This is a genomic window from Streptomyces sp. NPDC018026 (assembly GCF_044327745.1).
In the GTDB taxonomy this organism is placed as follows: Bacteria; Actinomycetota; Actinomycetes; order Streptomycetales; family Streptomycetaceae; genus Streptomyces; species Streptomyces rubrogriseus.
Genome location: NZ_JBIRFY010000008.1, coordinates 341187 through 357942, shown reverse-complemented (window position 1 = coordinate 357942; position 16756 = coordinate 341187). Strand labels below are relative to the sequence as shown.

Here is a 16756-nt window from a genome sequence, read left to right as displayed (position 1 = left end):
GCCCACGCGCATCCCGGTGCCGCCTGACCGGGAAAGCGGGCGCGTGCGGTTAGCGTCGTCGGGACATCCGACGAGGGCACGGAGGACGCGGTGGCGAAGGGACAGGAGCAGGCGGCGCCGGATGCCGTGCTGACGCGGATCGGCCAGGTCGCCATGCTGCATCACGCGGGCGACCGCGAGGAGGCCCGGCACCGCTTCCTCGCCCTGTGGGCGGAGATCGGCGAGCACGGCGACGCCCTGCACCGCTGCACGCTGGCCCACTACCTGGCCGACACCCAGGACGACCCGCAGGAGGAACTGGCCTGGGACCTGCGGGCGTTGTCGGCCGCCGAGGAACTGACGGGGGACCCGCCCGCCGGCCGGCACGAGGGCACGTCTGCCGCCCGCGCCCTCTACCCCTCGCTCCACCTGAACCTGGCCGCCGACTACGACCGGCTCGGTCACCGCGAGGCGGCCCGGCTGCACCTGACGCGTGCCCGTGCCGCCGCCGAGACCCTCGCCCCCGGGCGCTACGGAGAGGGCGTACGCGCCTCGATCGACCGGCTGGAGCTCCGCCTGGACGGCACCGGCCGGGACGCCGACGGGCCCGGCCGCCCCGATGGCCCCCAGGGACGGGGCCGACCGCCGCGGCAGCGGCCCTAGACCCGGCCCGGCCGTCACCGTGGTACGGCCGGTCACGTGGCCGGGCCGGGCTCAGCGGCCGTACGCGTGCTCGCAGATGCGGGCCTCGGGGCTGCCCGGCCGCCAGCCGCCGTACCGCTTGCCGAGGGAGCACACGTCCGCCTTCCCGCCGGTGCCTTCGCCGGACCCGCCGGGCAGTTCGGGCACCCGGGGCCGGTGGGTCGCGGGCGCACGGGTGTGCTCAGGAGCCGCCGGAGCGGCGGACCGCTGTTCGGTGGCACCGGCTGCCGGGAGCCGGTGCCGCGCGGCCGGGGGCGACGGGGCCTTCGTGCGGCGGGGTTCTCCGGTGGTCCGCTCCGGAGTGGGGGAGGGGCCGATCATCTCCAGCGCCTCCCGGGCCGGGGCCTGCACCACCCGCGGCGCGGCCGGGCCGTCCGGACGTGGCGCCAACGAGCGGGCGCCGACCGCGGACGGGTCGGCCGCGGCCGGGCCCCGGACCGTCGTACAGCCGGTCAGGGCCGAGACAGCCACGGTCACCAGAAGCGTTGCGGTGGTCGTCGTTCGATGCACCCGCGCCACTCTGCTGGTTCGGGCGTCACGACCGGCGCCGGACAAGCGCAGGTTGCCCCGCACGGGTGATCTCCGGCCCCGTACGGAGTCCCGTGCGCGACCCGGGGTGACGTCATTCGCCGGTGGCGCCGTCCAGGCGTTCGCGGATCAGGTCCGCGTGCCCGTTGTGACGCGCGTACTCCTCGATCAGGTGGGTGTGGATCCAGCGCAGGGTGTAGCGCTCGCCGGTGCGCAGGTGCACGCCCCGGGTCGGTTCGTCCAGGGGGACACCGGCCGCGTTGCGCCGGGCCGCCTCGATCTCGGCCTGCCAGGTGGCGTGGGCCTCGGCGAAGGTGTCCGTGTCGGTGAGCCGGAACTCGCCGTCCGGGTCCTCGTCGGAGTAGTAGATCGGGCCCGCGTCCTCGGCCGCCAGCACTCGGCGGTACCAACTGCGCTCCACCTCCGCCATGTGCCGGACGAGCCCCATCAGGGACAGCGTCGACGGTGCCACGGCGGCCGTCCGCAACTGCTCGTCGGTGAGTCCCTCGCACTTCCAGGCCAGGGTCTGCCGGTGGTAGTCGAGCCAGCCCTCCAGCATGGTGCGTTCGTCGGCGTCGGTGGCGGGTTCCCGGCGTTCGGTCGTCATCCTGGCATCCTCGCCCAGAACCGGTCGGTCCCACCAGGTGATTTCAGCCGTCCGATACTCCGCCCAGCATGCCCGTGAGCAGTTCCCGCAGCCCCGACCGCACCTCCTGGAGGTGCGGCATCTCGGCGTGGAAGGTCCCGGCCACGCAGCTGAACATCAGGCCGTCCGCCCAGGCGACCAGCGAGAGGACGTGCCGGGCCGGGTCGGCGGAGCCCATCGCGGTGACGAGGGCGCCCAGTTGCTCCCGGAAACGGGCGCCCGCGGCGTCGAAGTGCGCCCGCAGTTCCGGGCGCCGCGTCGCCTCCAGCGCCAGTTCGTACCGGGCCAGCGTCAGCGCGCGGTTACGGGTCAGCGCCCGGTGCGTCGCCAGCGCCAGCGCGTCCACCAGGGCGTCCAGGCCGGCACGCGGGTCCGGCATCTCGTGCAGCGCCAGTACCCGGGCCTCCCGGTCGGCCAGCCGCCGTACCGCCAGCTCCAGCAGCGCCTGCCGGGTCCGGGCGACGTTGGAGGTGGAGCCCTGGGGGAGCCCGGCCGTCTCGTCGACCGCCCGGTGCGTGAGCCCGCGCATCCCGCGCTCGGCCAGCAGGGCCAGAGCCGCGTCGGCGACCAGGTCGGCGCGGGAAGCGCCCGCCGAGGGGGCGGAGGGTGCGGTGTGTGCGGGCATGGAGATCAACCTACCCGTCTCACTACGGCTGTAGTACAGTCGGCGGCGGGTGTTACTACATCTGTAGTGCGCGGTGTCACCGCATCCGCGGTGCGCCGCGCGTCGAGGAGAGTGCCGAGGAGAGCCATGACACGCACGAGGAGCGCCGTCGTGATCGGCGGCGGCATCGGCGGCCTGACCGCGGCGGCCGCCCTGCACCAAAGCGGCCTGCGGGTCACCGTCCTGGAGCGCGCCCCCTCGCTCCGCCCGGTCGGCGCGGCCATCTCGCTCTCGCCCAACGCCCTGCGCGCCCTGGACGTGATCGGCCTCGGCGACGAGATCCGCGCCCTCGCCGCCTGGCAGGGCGACGGCGGACTGCGCACCCCCGGCGGGCGCTGGCTCTCCCGCTCCAGCGCCGAGGCGGCCGCGGCGCGCTTCGGCGGTCCGCTGGTGCTGCTCCACCGCTCCACCCTCGTCGAACGCCTCGCCGCGCTGCTGCCGCCGGACGCCGTCCGAACGGCCGCCGACGCGAGGGTCGCCGACCCCGGTGACCGCGACCGTCCGGCCACGGTCCGTACTCCGGCGGGCGAGCTGGAGGCCGACCTGGTCGTCGCGGCCGACGGCATCCACTCCGTCGTGCGCCGCGCGCTCTTCCCGGACCACCCGGGCCCGGTCTACTCCGGCTTCACCACCTGGCGGCTGGTGATCCCCGTCCCGGGCGTGGCGTTCGCCTCCCACGAGACCTGGGGCCGGGGCCGCATCTGGGGCACGCATCCGCTCAAGGACGGCCTGGTGTACGCCTACGCCGCCGCCGTCGCCCCGGCCGCGGGGCACGCGGCCGACGAGAGGGCCGAACTGCTGCACCGCTACGGCGACTGGCACGACCCGATCCCCGCCGTCCTCACGGCCGCCCGCCCCGAGGACGTCCTGCGCCACGACGTGCACCACATCGCGGAGCCGCTGCCGGCCTACCACCGCGGCCGGGTCGCCCTCCTCGGGGACGCCGCGCACGCCATGCCGCCCAACCTCGGCCAGGGCGGCAACCAGGCCGTCGAGGACGCGGTCGTGCTCGCCCACCACAGCCAGGACCTCGCCGCCTACACGGCCGCCCGGCTGCCCCGCACCACCGCGATCGCCCGCCGGGCCGTCAGGGTGGCCCGCCTCAACCTGATGCGCAGCCGCGCCGGTACCGCCGTCCGCGACGCCGCGATCCTCGCCCTGTCCAAGGCCGGTCCCGCCCTGTTCCTGCGCGGCTTCGACGACATCGCCGACTGGCGGCCCCCGCAGCCCCCGTATGCTTCCCGGCGGACCCAGGTCGGCGAGCACAACGAGCGTTAGAGGAGCACATCCCGTGAAGGTCGGCTGCATCGGACTCGGCGACATCGCGCAGAAGGCCTACCTGCCGGTGCTCGCCGCCCTCCCCGGGATCGAACTGCACCTGCAGACCCGCACCCCCGCCACCCTCACCCGGGTCGCGGACAAGCTGCGCATCCCGCCGGCGCAGCGCCACGCCGACCTCGACGCGCTCCTCGCCCAGGGCCTGGACGCCGCCTTCGTGCACGCGCCGACGGCCGCCCACCCGGAGATCGTGACCCGGCTGCTGGACGCGGGCGTACCCACCTACGTCGACAAGCCCCTGGCCTACGAACTGGCCGACTCCGAACGCCTGGTGACCCTTGCCGAGGAGCGCGGTACCGGCCTCGCCGTCGGCTTCAACCGGCGCCATGCGCCCGGGTACGCCCAGTGCGCCGAGCACCCGCGCGAGCTGATCCTCATGCAGAAGAACCGCACCGGACTGCCCGAGGACCCGCGCACGATGATCCTCGACGACTTCATCCACGTGGTCGACACGCTGAGGTTCCTGGTGCCCGGACCGGTCGACGACGTGACGGTGCGCGCCCGTGCCGAGGACGGCCTGCTCCACCACGTCGTGCTCCAGCTCGCCGGGGACGGTTTCACCGCGCTCGGCGTGATGAACCGGCTCAGCGGCTCGGCGGAGGAGATCCTGGAGGTCTCGGGCCAGGACACCAAGCGCCAGGTGGTCAACCTCGCCGAAGTGATCGACCACAAGGGCCAGCCGACCGTGCGGCGGCGCGGCGACTGGGTCCCCGTGGCCCGCCAGCGCGGCATCGAGCAGGCCGTGCTCGCCTTCCTCGACGCGGTGCGCTCCGGCGAGGTGCTCAGTGCCCGCGACGCGCTGGCGACCCATGAGCTGTGCGAGCGGGTGGTCCGGGCCGTACTGGACGGCCCCGCCTGAGCCGCACCGTCCGTACGCCCTCGGCGGCGCCCCAGGCCGCGAGGATCCCCAGCGCCCCGTACACCGTCCAGTCGCCGTAGCGGACGTACGGCGTGGTGCCGTGGGTGAGCGGGATCTCGTACACCCGTGAGGTGCTCGCGTCGGTGCCGAGCCAGGAGCCGATCCGGGCGCCGTTCGCGTCGTAGACGGCGGAGACGCCGGTCAGCGTCGCGTGCACCATCGGCCGGCCGGTCTCGGCGGCGCGCAGCGCGGCGAGCGAGGCGTGCTGCTCGGGTGCCCAGGTGTGCTGGAAGGTCGAGGTCGAGGACTGGGCGACCAGTACCTCGGCACCGTCGTCGACGAGGCTGCGGCTCATGTCGGGGAACGCGCTCTCGAAGCAGACCATCGGCCCGATCCGCAGGCCGTCGCCGACGTCCATCACCACCTGCTCGGTGCCCTGCCTGCGGTCCTCGCCCGCCGCCTTGCCGACGGAGGTCGCCCAGCCGAGCACCGAGCGGAACGGCACGTACTCGCCGAAGGGGACGAGCCGCATCTTGTCGTACCGGTCGCCGGTCGGTCCCTGGGGGCCGACGAGGACCGAGCTCTTGTAGATGCCGGGTTTGTCGGAGCGCCGCGCGTCCACGTTGACCAGGATGTCCGCGCCGGTCTCCCGGGACAGCGCGGCCAGCCGCCGGGCGAGGTCCGGCCGGTCGTCCAGGTCGAAGCCGACGCTGCTCTCGCCCCAGACGATCAGGTCGAGGTCCCTGCCCGTGAGCTGCCGGGTGAGCTGCTCCTCGCGGTCGAACCGCCGGTCGGCGCTGTCCGCCCCGGCGACGACACCGGGCTGCACCACGGCGATCGCGGCCCGCTCGTCGGTGTCGGGGCGCGGCGACCAGACCCAGGCCGCCGAGGTGGCCGCGGCCGTGGCGACGAGCCCGGCCAGGGCCGGCACCCTCGCCCGGCGCACGGCGACGAGGACGGCGAGGGCGACGTTGACGGCGACCACCAGGAAGCTCAGCAGCCACACGCCGCCCACCGAGGCGAGCCGCAGCGCGGGGGCGACCTGCCACTGACTGGCGCCGAGCATCCCCCAGGGGCCGCCCAGCCCCTGCCAGGAGCGGACCAGCTCTGCCAGCAGCCAGCCCGACGGCAGCACGACGAGCGCCGCGGCGACCCGGCCGGAGGAGGGCGTTCCGCCCAGGGTCCGGTGCACCAGCCAGCCCCACGGGACCCACAGCGCGCCGAGCAGCGCGGCGATGACGAACGTGAACACGTGCAGGTTCGGCAGCAGCCAGTGGTGCATGGCCAGCACGAACCCGAACCCGCCGCACCAGCCGTCGTACGCCGCCCGCTTCCCGCCCGGCGCGGTACGGGCCAGCAGGATCCAGGGGACCAGCGCGAACCAGGCCCACCACCACAGGGCCGGGCCCGGGAAGGCGAGCACGGGCAGGGCACCGGCGAGCACGGCGAGGCCCGAGCGTCGCCACGGGGAGGCGAGCCGGTGGTCGAGCGTCTTCATGGACTCCTCCCTACAGGTGATCCCTACCCGGTGATCCGTACAGTGTGCGCTCGCGACGTGCGGCGAATTCAGTTGATCACACCGAAGCCTGTCCGGCGCGTGAGACCTCACCTAGGATGATCGATGATCGATCAAAACGTGGAGGTACCTCATGACACGGCCCATCACGGTGGTCACCGGCGGCAGCCGGGGGATCGGAGCGGCGACCTGTCTGCGCCTCGCGGCGGACGGCCACGACGTCGTCGTGGGCTACGCGCGCGACTCGACGGCCGCCGAGACGGTCCTGGCAGGGGTGCGCGACGCGGGCGGCCGCGGAGTCGCGGTGTGCGCGGACACGTCCGTCGAGGCCGACGTCGAGCGGCTTTTCGACGTGGCGGAGGAGCGGCTGGGCCCGGTGACGGGGCTGGTGAACAACGCGGCCGTGACCGGCCCGCTGGGGCGACTCGCCGACAGTGACACCGCGGACCTGCGCCGGGTCCTCGACGTCAACCTGCTGGGCGTACTGCTGTGCGCCCGGCGGGCGGCGCGGCTGATGACGCCGCGGCGGACCGGTGCGATCGTGAACGTGTCGTCGGGCGCCGCGACCCTCGGCAGCCCGGGGGAGTACGTCCACTACGCGGCGAGCAAGGCGGGTGTCGACGCGCTGACCCTGGGCCTGGCCAAGGAACTCGGCCCGGACGGAATCCGGGTCAACGCCGTCGCGCCCGGGGTGATCGACACCGAGATGCACGCGGCGGCGGGGGACGCCGGCCGGGCGGCCCGGATGGGGGCGGCGGTGCCGATGGGGCGGGCGGGCCGGGCGGAGGAGATCTCCGCGGCGATCTCCTGGCTGCTGTCGCCCGACGCGTCGTACACGACGGGGACGGTGCTCCGGGTGGCGGGCGGACGCTGACCGGGGGCGGCCCCGCGGCTCAGGCCGCCTCGATGACCTTCCCGCGGATCGCGGTCGCCCACTCGACCACCAGCAACTCGTACTCCACACGCTCCTGCGCCGACAGGGTCCCGCCCGCGCGCCGCCACAGCGCGCGGATCTGATCGTTCAGCTCCGCGGCGGACCGCACGGAACCAGGCGTCACGTAATCGGGGGACATGCGGACAAGCCTAGGGGCAAGCACTGACACTGCGCTACCGGACGGCTACACAAGCGGTTCCGGTCAGGCGGCGGACTTCCATTGCCGTTCAGGCACTACCGCGTCCACTCGTACGCGTGATCGGAGACGAATTCGGCAAAGGCGCGCGGCGGACGGCCGGTCAGTTCCAGCACCGCGGTGCTGACCTGCTCTTCGCGTCGCTCTCTGATTCCGCGCTCGACGGCGGCAAGAGCGGCTGCGAACTCGGTCGGCATTCCGGAGGCACGGTAGGCGGCGGCCTGTTCCTCCTCCGTAATACGCTCCACCCGAACCTGTCTGCCGGTCTGCGCGGTGATGATCTCCGCGGCCTGCGGATAGCTCATCCCGTGCGGTCCGGTGATCAGGTAGTCGCTTCGGGCATCCACCTCCGGGTCGGTCAACAGCGCGGCAGCACTGGCCGCGATGTCCCGCGCGTCGACCCACCCCAGTTTGCCGTCACCGGCCGCGGTGCGGATCTCACCGAGTCGATGGATGCGCTCGGCCAGTGGGTGCGGGCGCAGGAAGTTCTGCATGAAGCCGGACGCGCGGAGTACGACACCTCCGGGCTGAGCCTGAACCAGAGCGGCCAGCTCCACCGCGCTGGGTGCGTTCGGCAGAACGATCGCGGAGCCGAGCATCACGAGGCGCTGGATACCGGCCACCTGTGCTTGGCGCAGGAAGGGCTCGACCAGTGGCAGCGGGTCCACACTCTCCACCGGCGGAAGCAGGAAGACCCGGTCCATCCCTTCGAGCGCAGGTCCGTATGTGGTCGGGTCATTCCAGTCGAAGCGGATCAGATCCGGGCCGGCTGCGGCCGGGCTCCGGCTGGCGACCCGAGCCCTCACACCGGCGTCGCGGAGCACGCGCACCAGCGTCCTGCCGGTCTTGCCGGTTCCTCCTGTCACGAGCACTGCGGACATCAGGCGGAACTCCCGGCTGCGAGAGGGAATTCCGCGATTCCGTCAGGGGCCCACAGATCTGCCTCAGGTGTGCTGTGCACCGTTCCTCCTCGTGGTCGACAAACCGACTGGACCACCCTGCACGGCAGATGAGTGGGCGCGGAACGGACGGCTGAGCCCCGGACCAACAGTGCGAGGCTCGGCCGTCCCTCCCGTGACAGCATGGAAGAGTGAGCAGCCAGGAACTCGCAGACTTTCTCCGCCGCCGCCGCGAGGACCTGCGACCAGAAGATGCGCAGGCCGAAACGCCGCTGCCACCAGGTCGGCGCGCCCGTCGCACACCCGGGTTGCGCCGCGAAGAGGTAGCCGCCCTGGCGCAGGTGTCAGTGAGCTACTACGAACGACTGGAACAGGCACGGGCACCCCGGCCCTCACCGCAAGTGCTGTCCGCGCTGGCGACCGCTCTCCGGCTCACTGAAGCGGAGCGCGACCATCTGGCCCGCCTGGCCGGACAAGTGCTGCCGGCGGAGAACGACGGCGCGCCGGAGCACGTACCCGAGGACGCCCGACAGCTACTCGGCCGGCTCGACGGCATCCCTGCCTACATCGTCAACGACCGGCAGGACATCGTCGCCTGGAACGCAGCGGCCGCGGCTCTGATTACCGACTTCTCTCGTCTCACACCCGACGAGCGCAACCTCACGCGCATCTCAACGAGGTTCCGTGACACCCTCTGCACCGGCGCGCCCGGTGCGGAGTCCGACTTCTCTCGGCAGATGGCCGCTCAGTTGCGCGCAGCCAGCGTTCTGTACCCCACGGACAACGTGCTCGCGGAGCTGATCAACGAGTTCGCGACCCACGATCCAGATTTCGCGAGCAGCTGGCGCAAGCACTCCGTACACCCCATACTCAGCGTGCGAAAAAGCCTGCATCACCCCACACTCGGCGAGCTCGAGATCGACCGGCACACCCTCAGCCTGCCCGGCTCGGGTTTCTCCTTGGTGATGTACACGGCAGAAGCCGGCAGCCCCAGCGCCGCCGCGCTGAGGAGCCTTTGACCGCTGCCGCCACCGATCGACGTGCTGTACCCGCGCAGCTGTACGGCCCCGCGAGGCGTTCGTCGCGGCCGGAGGCTCAGGAACCAGCCACGCTTGCGGGCGCCGTCCAGCCGGTGGCTCGGATCCAGCCGGCCAGGTCCAGGGTGTCCGGCTCGATCGAGCGCACCACCGCGGGGTCCGAAGGGTATTGCGCCGCCTTCGCGAACTCGCGGAACATCACCCTGTCGAGATCGGTGGGAAGCACGCTCAACGGGACGGCCTCGTACCGTGCCGGGAGCCCGGCGCGCGCGCCGAACGCCGCGGCGATCTGGGGGCCCGTCAGCTCGTCGCCCACGAGCTCGACGGCTCCGCCGGGCGCCTGCGCGGTGCCGAGCAGGAGGGCGGCGGCGACCCGGCCGATGTCCCTGACCGAGATCATCTTCAGGGCGACGTCCTCCGGCAGCGGCAGCCTCAGCACGATCTCCCCATGCTCCAGGCTCGGCGCCATCACGCTCGCGAAGTTCTCCATGAAGGCGGTCGCGCGAACCATCGAGGCCCTGAGGCCGGACTTCCTCAGATGCTCCTCGATGGAGCGCTTCGAGTCGTGGTGCGGCACACCCGACTCCCGGTCCGCTCCGAAGACCGAGTTGAACACGACGTGCGGGACGCCCGTCTCGACCGCCGCGTCGACGAGCGCGGTGCCGATACGGATCTCCGCCTCGACCTCTTCGAGGCTGTTCGCCTCCGGGGTCATGAAGTAGAAACCCTCGACCGACGCCAGCGCGGCGGCAAGCGACGCCGGGTCGTCGCCCCGGACGGCCGCCAGCTCGACGCCGCGGGCGGCCAACGCCCGAGCCCGGTCGGACCGCGGGTTGCGGACCAGGGCCCGCACCCGCGCCTTGTGGTCCAGCAGCGCGTCGACCACCGCCCCGCCCTGTTGCCCCGTCGCGCCGAAGACCGCGATCGTGCCGGTCGTCTGTGTGCTCATCGCTGCCACCCTTCAGTAGTTCACGGCATGAACGAAATTAGTTCATGCCGTGAACTTCGTCAAGGTGCGGGTGCAGCGGTGCGGGTGCAGCGGCACCTCACGGTGTGATGGGTGGGTCCGAGGCGGGCGGAGAGAGGTCCGAGGTGTCCACGATGGCGGTGGCCACGCGCTCGAAGTCGCGCTGGTCGTCGGCGCCGAGATTCCTCGCGATCTCGGGCAGGCGCCTGGCGATCTCGGCGTAGACCGCCTCGCCGAGCACCTTCCCCGTGGGCGTCGCACTGAGCATGACGACCCGCCGGTCCTGCGCCGAGCTCGTCCGGTCGACCAGCTCGCGCCGCGCGGTGCGATCGACCAGCTGGCTCAACGCGTTCTTGGTCATGCCCAACGACGCGGCGAGGTCGGCCATCTTCCGCGGCTCGTTCCTGACCGCGCAGAGCAGCGTGGCCTGCGAGGGGGTCAGATCGAACTCGGCGCAGACCTGCGCGTACTTGCGCTGAATCACAACCGAGAGCCAGAAGATCTTGTCGCCATAGTCCACGCCGACCTCCCCGGTCCGATGACGAACGATCAGCCTACTCGTCGCGGGCCGGCGGTCCGCGAGGCCCTGGTTCAGCCGCCGGACTCGCCCGCGTGCGGGCTGAGGGAACCCGTTGCCACCAGGGCGATGATGACGATGCCGAGCGCGATGCGGTACCAGACGAACGGCATGAAGCTCTTGGTGGAGATGAACTTCATGAACCAGGCGATCACCACGTACCCGGTGGCGAAGGCGATGACCGTGGCGAAGAGCGTCGGTCCCCAGGAGACGTGGTCGCTCTCCATCGCGTCCTTCAGTTCGAACACGCCGGAGGCGAGCACCGCGGGGATCGCGAGCAGGAACGAGTACCGGGCGGCCGCCTCGCGCCGGTAGCCCATGAAGAGACCGCCGCTGATGGTCGCGCCGGAGCGCGAGACGCCGGGGATGAGCGCCGCCGCCTGGCACAGGCCGTAGATCAGGCCGTCCCGCACGCCCAGGTTCTCCAGTTCCTTGCGCTGCTGGGGAGTGCGGTGCCGGCCGCCCTTCTCGTCCCGGGCGGCCATCCGGTCGGCGATGCCGATGATCACGCCGACGACGATCAGCATCGTCGCGGTGATCCGCAGGTCGCGGAAGGGGCCCTCGATCTGGTCCTTCAGCGTCAGGCCGAGCACGCCGATCGGGATCGAGCCGACGATCACCAGCCAGCCCATGCGTGCGTCGGGGTCGTGGCGCATCGACTTGTCGGTGAGGGAGCGCGTCCACGCCGCGATGATCCGCCCGATGTCCTTGCGGAAGTAGATGAGCACCGCGGCCTCGGTGCCGATCTGCGTGATCGCCGTGAAGGCCGCGCCCGGGTCGTGCCAGCCGGAGAACGCCGCGGTCAGCCGCAGGTGCGCGCTGGAGGACACGGGAAGGAACTCGGTCAGTCCCTGGACGAGTCCGAGGACGAGGGATTCAAACCAAGACATGGAGTTGCGTCAGTCCAAGTGGCGATCGGAGAACGGCGAGGAACGGTCGGCGGACACGCCGAACCGTCGCGTGCGGTGATCGGGACCTGGCGTGCCGTGGGGCAGCGTAGCGCCCCAAAATGAACCCTGGACGACGGGGGTGAGCGGGCCTACGCCGCCGCCGGGCCCGTCACCGTCCAGCCGGGGACCTGCGGATGGGCGGTCAGGTCCTCGTGGCGGACGGCGTCGCCGCAGGCGGGGCAGATGACCTGGGGGGCCAGCTCGTGTCCGCAGACGTGCTCGATCACCATGGGCCGGTCGCCGTCCGCGTGCAGATGCCGGTCCCCCCACGCCATGAGGGTCATCAGGACCGGCTCCAGCTCCAGCCCCGCCCGGGTCGGCCGGTACTCGAAGCGCTGCGGGCGCTCGCTGTACGGACGCCGGTCCAGGATCCCCGCGTCGACGAGCCGCCGCAGCCGGGTGGCGAGGACGTCGCGCGGGGCGCCGGTGTTGCCCACCAGCTGATCGAAGCGGCCGTTGCCGAGGCAGACCTCGCGCAGGACCAGCAGCGAGTACTTCTCGCCGACCAGCGCCAGCGTGTCGGCGATGGAACAGGGACGCGGGTTCTTGGGAGCGGCGGCCATGACGGCCAGTCTAGGCGAGGACCAGGGGAGGGTTTGAATTTCCAACTCACGGAGCTATGGTGAGTCCAGATTTCCTACTCACCGGTAGTTCCGCACCGGCAGTCAGCCGACCACCGACCCACCGATCCGCCGACCACCGGAGGCCCGCACCATGCGTGACGCAGTCGTCGTGGAAGCCGTACGCACCCCCATGGGCAAGGGAAAGCCCAACGGCACCCTCGCCCACGTCCACCCCGTGGAACTCCTCGCGCACACCCTGCGCACCCTCGTCGAGCGGTCCGGGGTCGACCCGGCGCTGATCGACGACGTCATCGGCGGCACGGTGGACCAGGTCGGCGAACAGGCCATGAACACCACCCGCTACGCCCTGCTCTCGGCGGGCTTCCCCGAGTCCGTCCCCGCGACCACCGTGGACCGGCAGTGCGGCTCCTCCCAGCAGGCCGTCCACTTCGCCGCGCAGGGCGTCATGGCCGGGGCCTACGACCTCGTCGTCGCCTGCGGGGTCGAGTCCATGAGCCGGGTGCCGATGTGGTCGAACGTGCCGCCCGGCGCCGACCCCTTCGGTCCCGGCGTCGCCGCCCGCTACCCGGAGGGGCTCGTCCCGCAGGGCATCAGCGCCGAACTGATCGCCGCCAAGTGGTCACTGAGCCGGGAGCGCATGGACGTCTTCGCCGTCTCCTCGCACCACAAGGCCGCCACCGCCCACGCCGCCGGCCGTTTCGACGCCGAGATCGCGCCGCTGGACGGGGTCTCGCGCGACGAGTGCGTCCGCCCGGACAGCAGCGTCGAGATCCTCGCCGGACTGCGGCCCGCCTATCACGACCCGGCCTTCGCCGAACGGTTCCCGCAGATCGGGTGGAACGTCACCGCGGGCAACGCCAGCCCGGTCAACGACGGTGCCTCGGCCGTGCTGATCACGTCGAGCGACACCGCCGCCCGCCTCGGCCTGCGGCCCCTCGCGCGGCTGCACGGCTTCGCGGTGACCGGCTCGGACCCGCTGCTCATGCTCACCGGCGTCGTCCCGGCCACCGAGAAGGTGCTGCGCCGTGCGTCGCTCTCCCTCGGCGACATCGACCTCTTCGAGGTCAACGAGGCCTTCGCGAGCGTCGTACTGGCCTGGCAGCAGGAGACCGGCGCCGACCTGGACAAGGTCAACGTGCACGGCGGGGCCATCGCGCTCGGCCATCCGCTCGGCGCGAGCGGCACCCGCCTGACCACCACCCTCGTCCACGCCCTGCACGAACGCGGCGCCCGCTACGGCCTGCAGACCATGTGCGAGGCGGGCGGTCTCGCCAACGCCATGATCCTGGAAGCGCTGTAACGCCTCGTCAGCACCCTCGCGGTGTCCGCTCAGCGCCCGCGCAGCCGGTGCCGCTTGCGCCAGGCCACCACCGCGCCCGCGAGCCCCGGCAGGGCGATGCAGGCCAGCGCGATCAGGAAGGCGGGGGAGGTCGGCGTCGAGGCACGGGCGCCCGCGACGACGTAGGCCGCGGTGTTGGGGATCGAACCGAGCCCCGTCGCCAGCAGGAAGGGGAGCAGACCCATGCGGGACACGGCCGCGCAGTAGTTGGACGCCGCGAAGGGCACCCCCGGGAACAGCCGCATCGCCAGCATCGTCCGGAAACCGTGCCGGCTCAGCTGCCCGTCCGCGGCCTTCAGCCATTTGCCCCGCAGCAGCGGGCGCAGCGCCTCCTGGCCGAGGACCCGGCCGAGACAGAAGGCGACCCCGGCGCCGAGCACCGTCCCCGCCAGCGCGGAGGCCAGCCCCAGCTGCGAACCGAACAGCGCGCCGGCCGCCAGGTTGAGCAGCGGGCGCGGCACGAAGGCGACCGTGCACAGCCCGTACGCCACCGCGTACGCGACGGCCGCCGCGGCGCCCCCGAGCTGAGGCGGCCAGCCGTTCGTCAGCAACTGCTGCGGCTGGAAGAGCACCACCGTCGTCGCGGCCGAGGCCAGCAGGGCGACCAGCAGGGAGAGCCGGGACCACGGTGACAGCAGCACTCTCGTCACACGCGCGGCAAAGCCGGTCGGGGCGACCGGTCCCGCGGCGGCGACGGCGAGTTCGGCGGCGGCGGTCCGGGGAGAGACCGTGGCGGTGCCCCCAGAGCGGGTGGTGGCATCGAGCATCCGGTGACACTAACCGACAAATGTGTGTGATCGCCGTATGGTGCGTCTCATGAGCGTCACAGCCCGGCCGGTTCCGGACGCGCCGCACAGCGCCCTCGCCGACACGGTACTGAAGCGGATCACCGTCGAATACCCCGCCGCGGCCGACCCGGAGCGGGCCGTCGGGCTCCGGGCGTACATGAAGGACGTGGCGCCGTTCCTGGGCATGACCTCGCCCGTTCGCCGCTCCCTGACCCGCACCGTGCTGGCAGGAGTGCCCCGCCCGGACGAGCCGGACTGCACCGCGGTCGCGCTGCGCTGCTGGCGGCTGCCCGAGCGCGAGTACCACTACTTCGCCGTCGACTACCTGCGCCGGTATGTGACGCACTGCTCGTCCGGATTCCTGCCCGTGGTCCGGTACCTGCTCACCACGGTCCCCTGGTGGGACACCGTCGACCTGCTCGCCGCACACGTCGTCGGGAACCTGGTCACCGCCGACCGCGGCCTCACGGCCGACATGGACGCCTGGATCGAGGACGAGGACCGCTGGCTGGTCCGCGCGGCCCTCCTCCACCAGCTGCGGTACAAGGAACACACCGACACCGACCGCCTCTTCGGCTACTGCCTGCGGCAGTCCGGCCACGGGGACTTCTTCGTCCGCAAGGCCGTCGGCTGGTGCCTGCGCGAGTACGCCAAGACCGACCCGGACGCCGTGCGCGCCTTCGTGGCCGAGCACCGCACGCGCCTCGCGCCGCTGTCCGCGCGGGAGGCGCTGCGGACCGTCGGCGCCTAGCGCCGGACCGGTACCGCTCTCGAACTGCCGTTCCCTCAAAAACCATTCGACGTGCGACGAAGCGTCGGCAATGATCTGCCTCATGTTCCGGTACGCCTTCCACCTCGCAGCATCCGCGGTCGCGGATGCCCCGAAGGCTGCCGTCGCCCACCTCACCGCCGCAGTCGACGGCGCCCGAAGCTGACCCTCCCCGGATCGTCCGGCGGACCCCGCAGGGGGAGGGTCGGCCGGCCCCAGGGGTCCCCAACACCGCCACGAGGCTTCGAGGTACCGCCATGTCCAAGACGGCGTACGTCCGCACCAAACCGCACCTGAACATCGGCACGATGGGCCATGTCGACCACGGCAAGACCACCCTGACCGCCGCGATCACCAAGGTCCTCGCCGAGCGCGGGGCCGGCACATTCGTGCCGTTCGACCGCATCGACCGCGCCCCCGAGGAGGCGGCGCGCGGCATCACCATCAACATCGCGCACGTCGAGTACGAGACCGACACCCGGCACTACGCCCACGTCGACATGCCCGGCCACGCCGACTACGTCAAGAACATGGTCACCGGCGCCGCCCAGCTCGACGGGGCGATCCTCGTCGTCTCCGCGCTGGACGGGATCATGCCGCAGACCGCCGAGCACGTGCTGCTCGCCCGGCAGGTGGGCGTCGACCACATCGTGGTCGCGCTCAACAAGGCCGACGCGGGTGACGAGGAACTGACCGACCTCGTCGAGCTGGAGGTACGCGAACTGCTCACCGCGCACGGCTACGGCGGGGACGCCGTGCCCGTCGTACGGGTCTCGGGGCTGAAGGCGCTGGAGGGCGACCCGCGGTGGACGGCGTCCGTCGAGGCGCTGCTCGACGCCGTGGACACCTATGTGCCCATGCCCGAGCGGTACCTGGACGCGCCGTTCCTGCTGCCGGTGGAGAACGTGCTCACCATCACCGGCCGCGGCACCGTCGTCACCGGCGCCGTCGAACGCGGCACCGTGCGCGTCGGGGACCGGGTCGAGGTGCTCGGGGCGTCCGTCGAGACGGTCGTCACCGGCCTGGAGACCTTCGGCAAGCCGATGGAGGAGGCGCAGGCCGGGGACAACGTGGCGCTGCTGCTGCGCGGGGTCGCCCGTGACACGGTGCGCCGCGGGCACGTGGTCGCCGCACCCGGCAGTGTCGTCCCGGCGCGGCGGTTCCGGGCCCGGGTGTACGTGCTCTCGGCGCGCGAGGGCGGACGCTCGACGCCGCTGACCACCGGATACCGGCCGCAGTTCTACATCCGCACCGCGGACGTGGTCGGCGACGTGGACCTCGGCGAGGTGGCCGTCGCCCGGCCCGGGGACACCGTCACGATGACGGTCGAACTGGGGCGGGACGTGCCGCTGGAGACGGGGCTCGGCTTCGCGATCCGCGAGGGCGGCCGCACCGTGGGAGCGGGGACCGTGACCGCGGTGGAATGAGCCCGGTGGAGCCCGGTGGAGCGCGGTGGGGGGAGCGTCCCGCCGGGCACCGGCACA

The 16756-nt window shown here is 72.5% G+C and carries 19 protein-coding genes; 8 read left to right on the top strand and 11 right to left on the bottom strand.

The features are described from left to right. The first annotated feature begins 90 nt into the window (after nt 1-90). Nucleotides 91-642, top strand: coding sequence for a hypothetical protein (locus ACH4D3_RS25805; protein WP_398326261.1), 552 nt, complete (start codon nt 91-93; stop codon nt 640-642). A gap of 51 nt (nt 643-693) precedes the next feature. On the opposite strand, the gene ACH4D3_RS25800 is transcribed toward ACH4D3_RS25805, so the two are convergent. The 3 genes from ACH4D3_RS25800 to ACH4D3_RS25790 all read right to left on the bottom strand — a co-directional run bounded on the left by ACH4D3_RS25800 (nt 694) and on the right by ACH4D3_RS25790 (nt 2480). Next, entirely contained in the window at nt 694-1200 is a 507-nt protein-coding gene (locus tag ACH4D3_RS25800; RefSeq protein WP_398326408.1) for a hypothetical protein, read from the bottom strand. A gap of 103 nt (nt 1201-1303) precedes the next feature. Further along, nucleotides 1304-1816, bottom strand: a complete 513-nt coding sequence (locus tag ACH4D3_RS25795; protein ID WP_398326258.1) for a DinB family protein — start codon at nt 1814-1816, stop codon at nt 1304-1306. A gap of 43 nt (nt 1817-1859) precedes the next feature. Continuing rightward, nucleotides 1860-2480, bottom strand: coding sequence for a TetR/AcrR family transcriptional regulator (locus ACH4D3_RS25790; RefSeq protein ID WP_398326255.1), 621 nt, complete (start codon nt 2478-2480; stop codon nt 1860-1862). Between the two features lie 126 nt (nt 2481-2606). Between ACH4D3_RS25790 and ACH4D3_RS25785 the strand changes: the two genes are divergently transcribed. Together ACH4D3_RS25785 and ACH4D3_RS25780 are read left to right on the top strand one after the other, a co-directional pair. Next, complete coding sequence (locus ACH4D3_RS25785) at nt 2607-3797, top strand: FAD-dependent monooxygenase (protein ID WP_398326252.1); 1191 nt, start codon at nt 2607-2609, stop codon at nt 3795-3797. Between the two features lie 13 nt (nt 3798-3810). Beyond that, a complete protein-coding gene (locus ACH4D3_RS25780; protein WP_398326249.1) occupies nt 3811-4716 on the top strand; it encodes a Gfo/Idh/MocA family protein in 906 nt (301 codons plus the stop codon). Here ACH4D3_RS25780 and lnt read toward each other — a convergent pair. After that, entirely contained in the window at nt 4640-6214 is a 1575-nt protein-coding gene (gene lnt / locus ACH4D3_RS25775) for an apolipoprotein N-acyltransferase (RefSeq protein WP_398326246.1), read from the bottom strand. The genes ACH4D3_RS25780 and lnt overlap by 77 nt on opposite strands. A gap of 151 nt (nt 6215-6365) precedes the next feature. Here lnt and ACH4D3_RS25770 point away from each other — a divergent pair, with 151 nt between their 5' ends. Beyond that, nucleotides 6366-7106: an SDR family NAD(P)-dependent oxidoreductase gene (locus ACH4D3_RS25770; RefSeq protein WP_398326243.1), complete on the top strand. Its 741-nt coding sequence runs from the start codon at nt 6366-6368 to the stop codon at nt 7104-7106. Between the two features lie 19 nt (nt 7107-7125). Here the strand turns inward: ACH4D3_RS25770 and ACH4D3_RS25765 are convergent, their stop codons facing one another. After that, the gene (locus ACH4D3_RS25765) at nt 7126-7305 is read right to left on the bottom strand and encodes a hypothetical protein (RefSeq protein ID WP_398326240.1); all 180 of its coding nucleotides are present in this window, start codon (nt 7303-7305) and stop codon (nt 7126-7128) included. A gap of 95 nt (nt 7306-7400) precedes the next feature. Continuing rightward, the gene (locus ACH4D3_RS25760) at nt 7401-8243 is read right to left on the bottom strand and encodes an NAD(P)H-binding protein (RefSeq protein ID WP_398326237.1); all 843 of its coding nucleotides are present in this window, start codon (nt 8241-8243) and stop codon (nt 7401-7403) included. A gap of 209 nt (nt 8244-8452) precedes the next feature. On the opposite strand from ACH4D3_RS25760, the gene ACH4D3_RS25755 reads away from it, so the two are divergent. Beyond that, a complete protein-coding gene (locus ACH4D3_RS25755) occupies nt 8453-9280 on the top strand; it encodes a helix-turn-helix transcriptional regulator (RefSeq protein ID WP_398326234.1) in 828 nt (275 codons plus the stop codon). Between the two features lie 76 nt (nt 9281-9356). On the opposite strand, the gene ACH4D3_RS25750 is transcribed toward ACH4D3_RS25755, so the two are convergent. The 4 genes from ACH4D3_RS25750 to ACH4D3_RS25735 form a co-directional block, all read right to left on the bottom strand. Continuing rightward, nucleotides 9357-10247 (bottom strand): NmrA/HSCARG family protein, encoded by an 891-nt coding sequence (locus tag ACH4D3_RS25750; RefSeq protein ID WP_398326232.1) that lies wholly within the window; start codon nt 10245-10247, stop codon nt 9357-9359. 97 nt (nt 10248-10344) lie between these two features. Continuing rightward, a complete protein-coding gene (locus tag ACH4D3_RS25745) occupies nt 10345-10785 on the bottom strand; it encodes a MarR family winged helix-turn-helix transcriptional regulator (RefSeq protein ID WP_398326229.1) in 441 nt (146 codons plus the stop codon). A gap of 71 nt (nt 10786-10856) precedes the next feature. Further along, nucleotides 10857-11732, bottom strand: a complete 876-nt coding sequence (locus tag ACH4D3_RS25740) for an undecaprenyl-diphosphate phosphatase (RefSeq protein ID WP_398326226.1) — start codon at nt 11730-11732, stop codon at nt 10857-10859. Nucleotides 11733-11881: 149 nt separating this feature from the next. Further along, entirely contained in the window at nt 11882-12355 is a 474-nt protein-coding gene (locus ACH4D3_RS25735; RefSeq protein ID WP_398326223.1) for a winged helix-turn-helix transcriptional regulator, read from the bottom strand. Nucleotides 12356-12506: 151 nt separating this feature from the next. On the opposite strand from ACH4D3_RS25735, the gene ACH4D3_RS25730 reads away from it, so the two are divergent. Beyond that, complete coding sequence (locus ACH4D3_RS25730) at nt 12507-13676, top strand: thiolase family protein (RefSeq protein WP_398326220.1); 1170 nt, start codon at nt 12507-12509, stop codon at nt 13674-13676. 29 nt (nt 13677-13705) lie between these two features. Here ACH4D3_RS25730 and ACH4D3_RS25725 read toward each other — a convergent pair whose 3' ends face one another. Further along, entirely contained in the window at nt 13706-14482 is a 777-nt protein-coding gene (locus ACH4D3_RS25725; protein WP_115741027.1) for a TVP38/TMEM64 family protein, read from the bottom strand. A gap of 49 nt (nt 14483-14531) precedes the next feature. Here ACH4D3_RS25725 and ACH4D3_RS25720 point away from each other — a divergent pair, with 49 nt between their 5' ends. Both ACH4D3_RS25720 and tuf read left to right on the top strand, forming a co-directional pair. Further along, nucleotides 14532-15254 carry a DNA alkylation repair protein gene (locus ACH4D3_RS25720; RefSeq protein WP_398326217.1) on the top strand — a complete coding sequence of 241 codons (723 nt, stop codon included), beginning with the start codon at nt 14532-14534 and terminating at the stop codon, nt 15252-15254. 275 nt (nt 15255-15529) lie between these two features. After that, nucleotides 15530-16699: an elongation factor Tu gene (gene tuf / locus ACH4D3_RS25715; RefSeq protein ID WP_398326214.1), complete on the top strand. Its 1170-nt coding sequence runs from the start codon at nt 15530-15532 to the stop codon at nt 16697-16699. Nucleotides 16700-16756 lie beyond the last annotated feature (57 nt).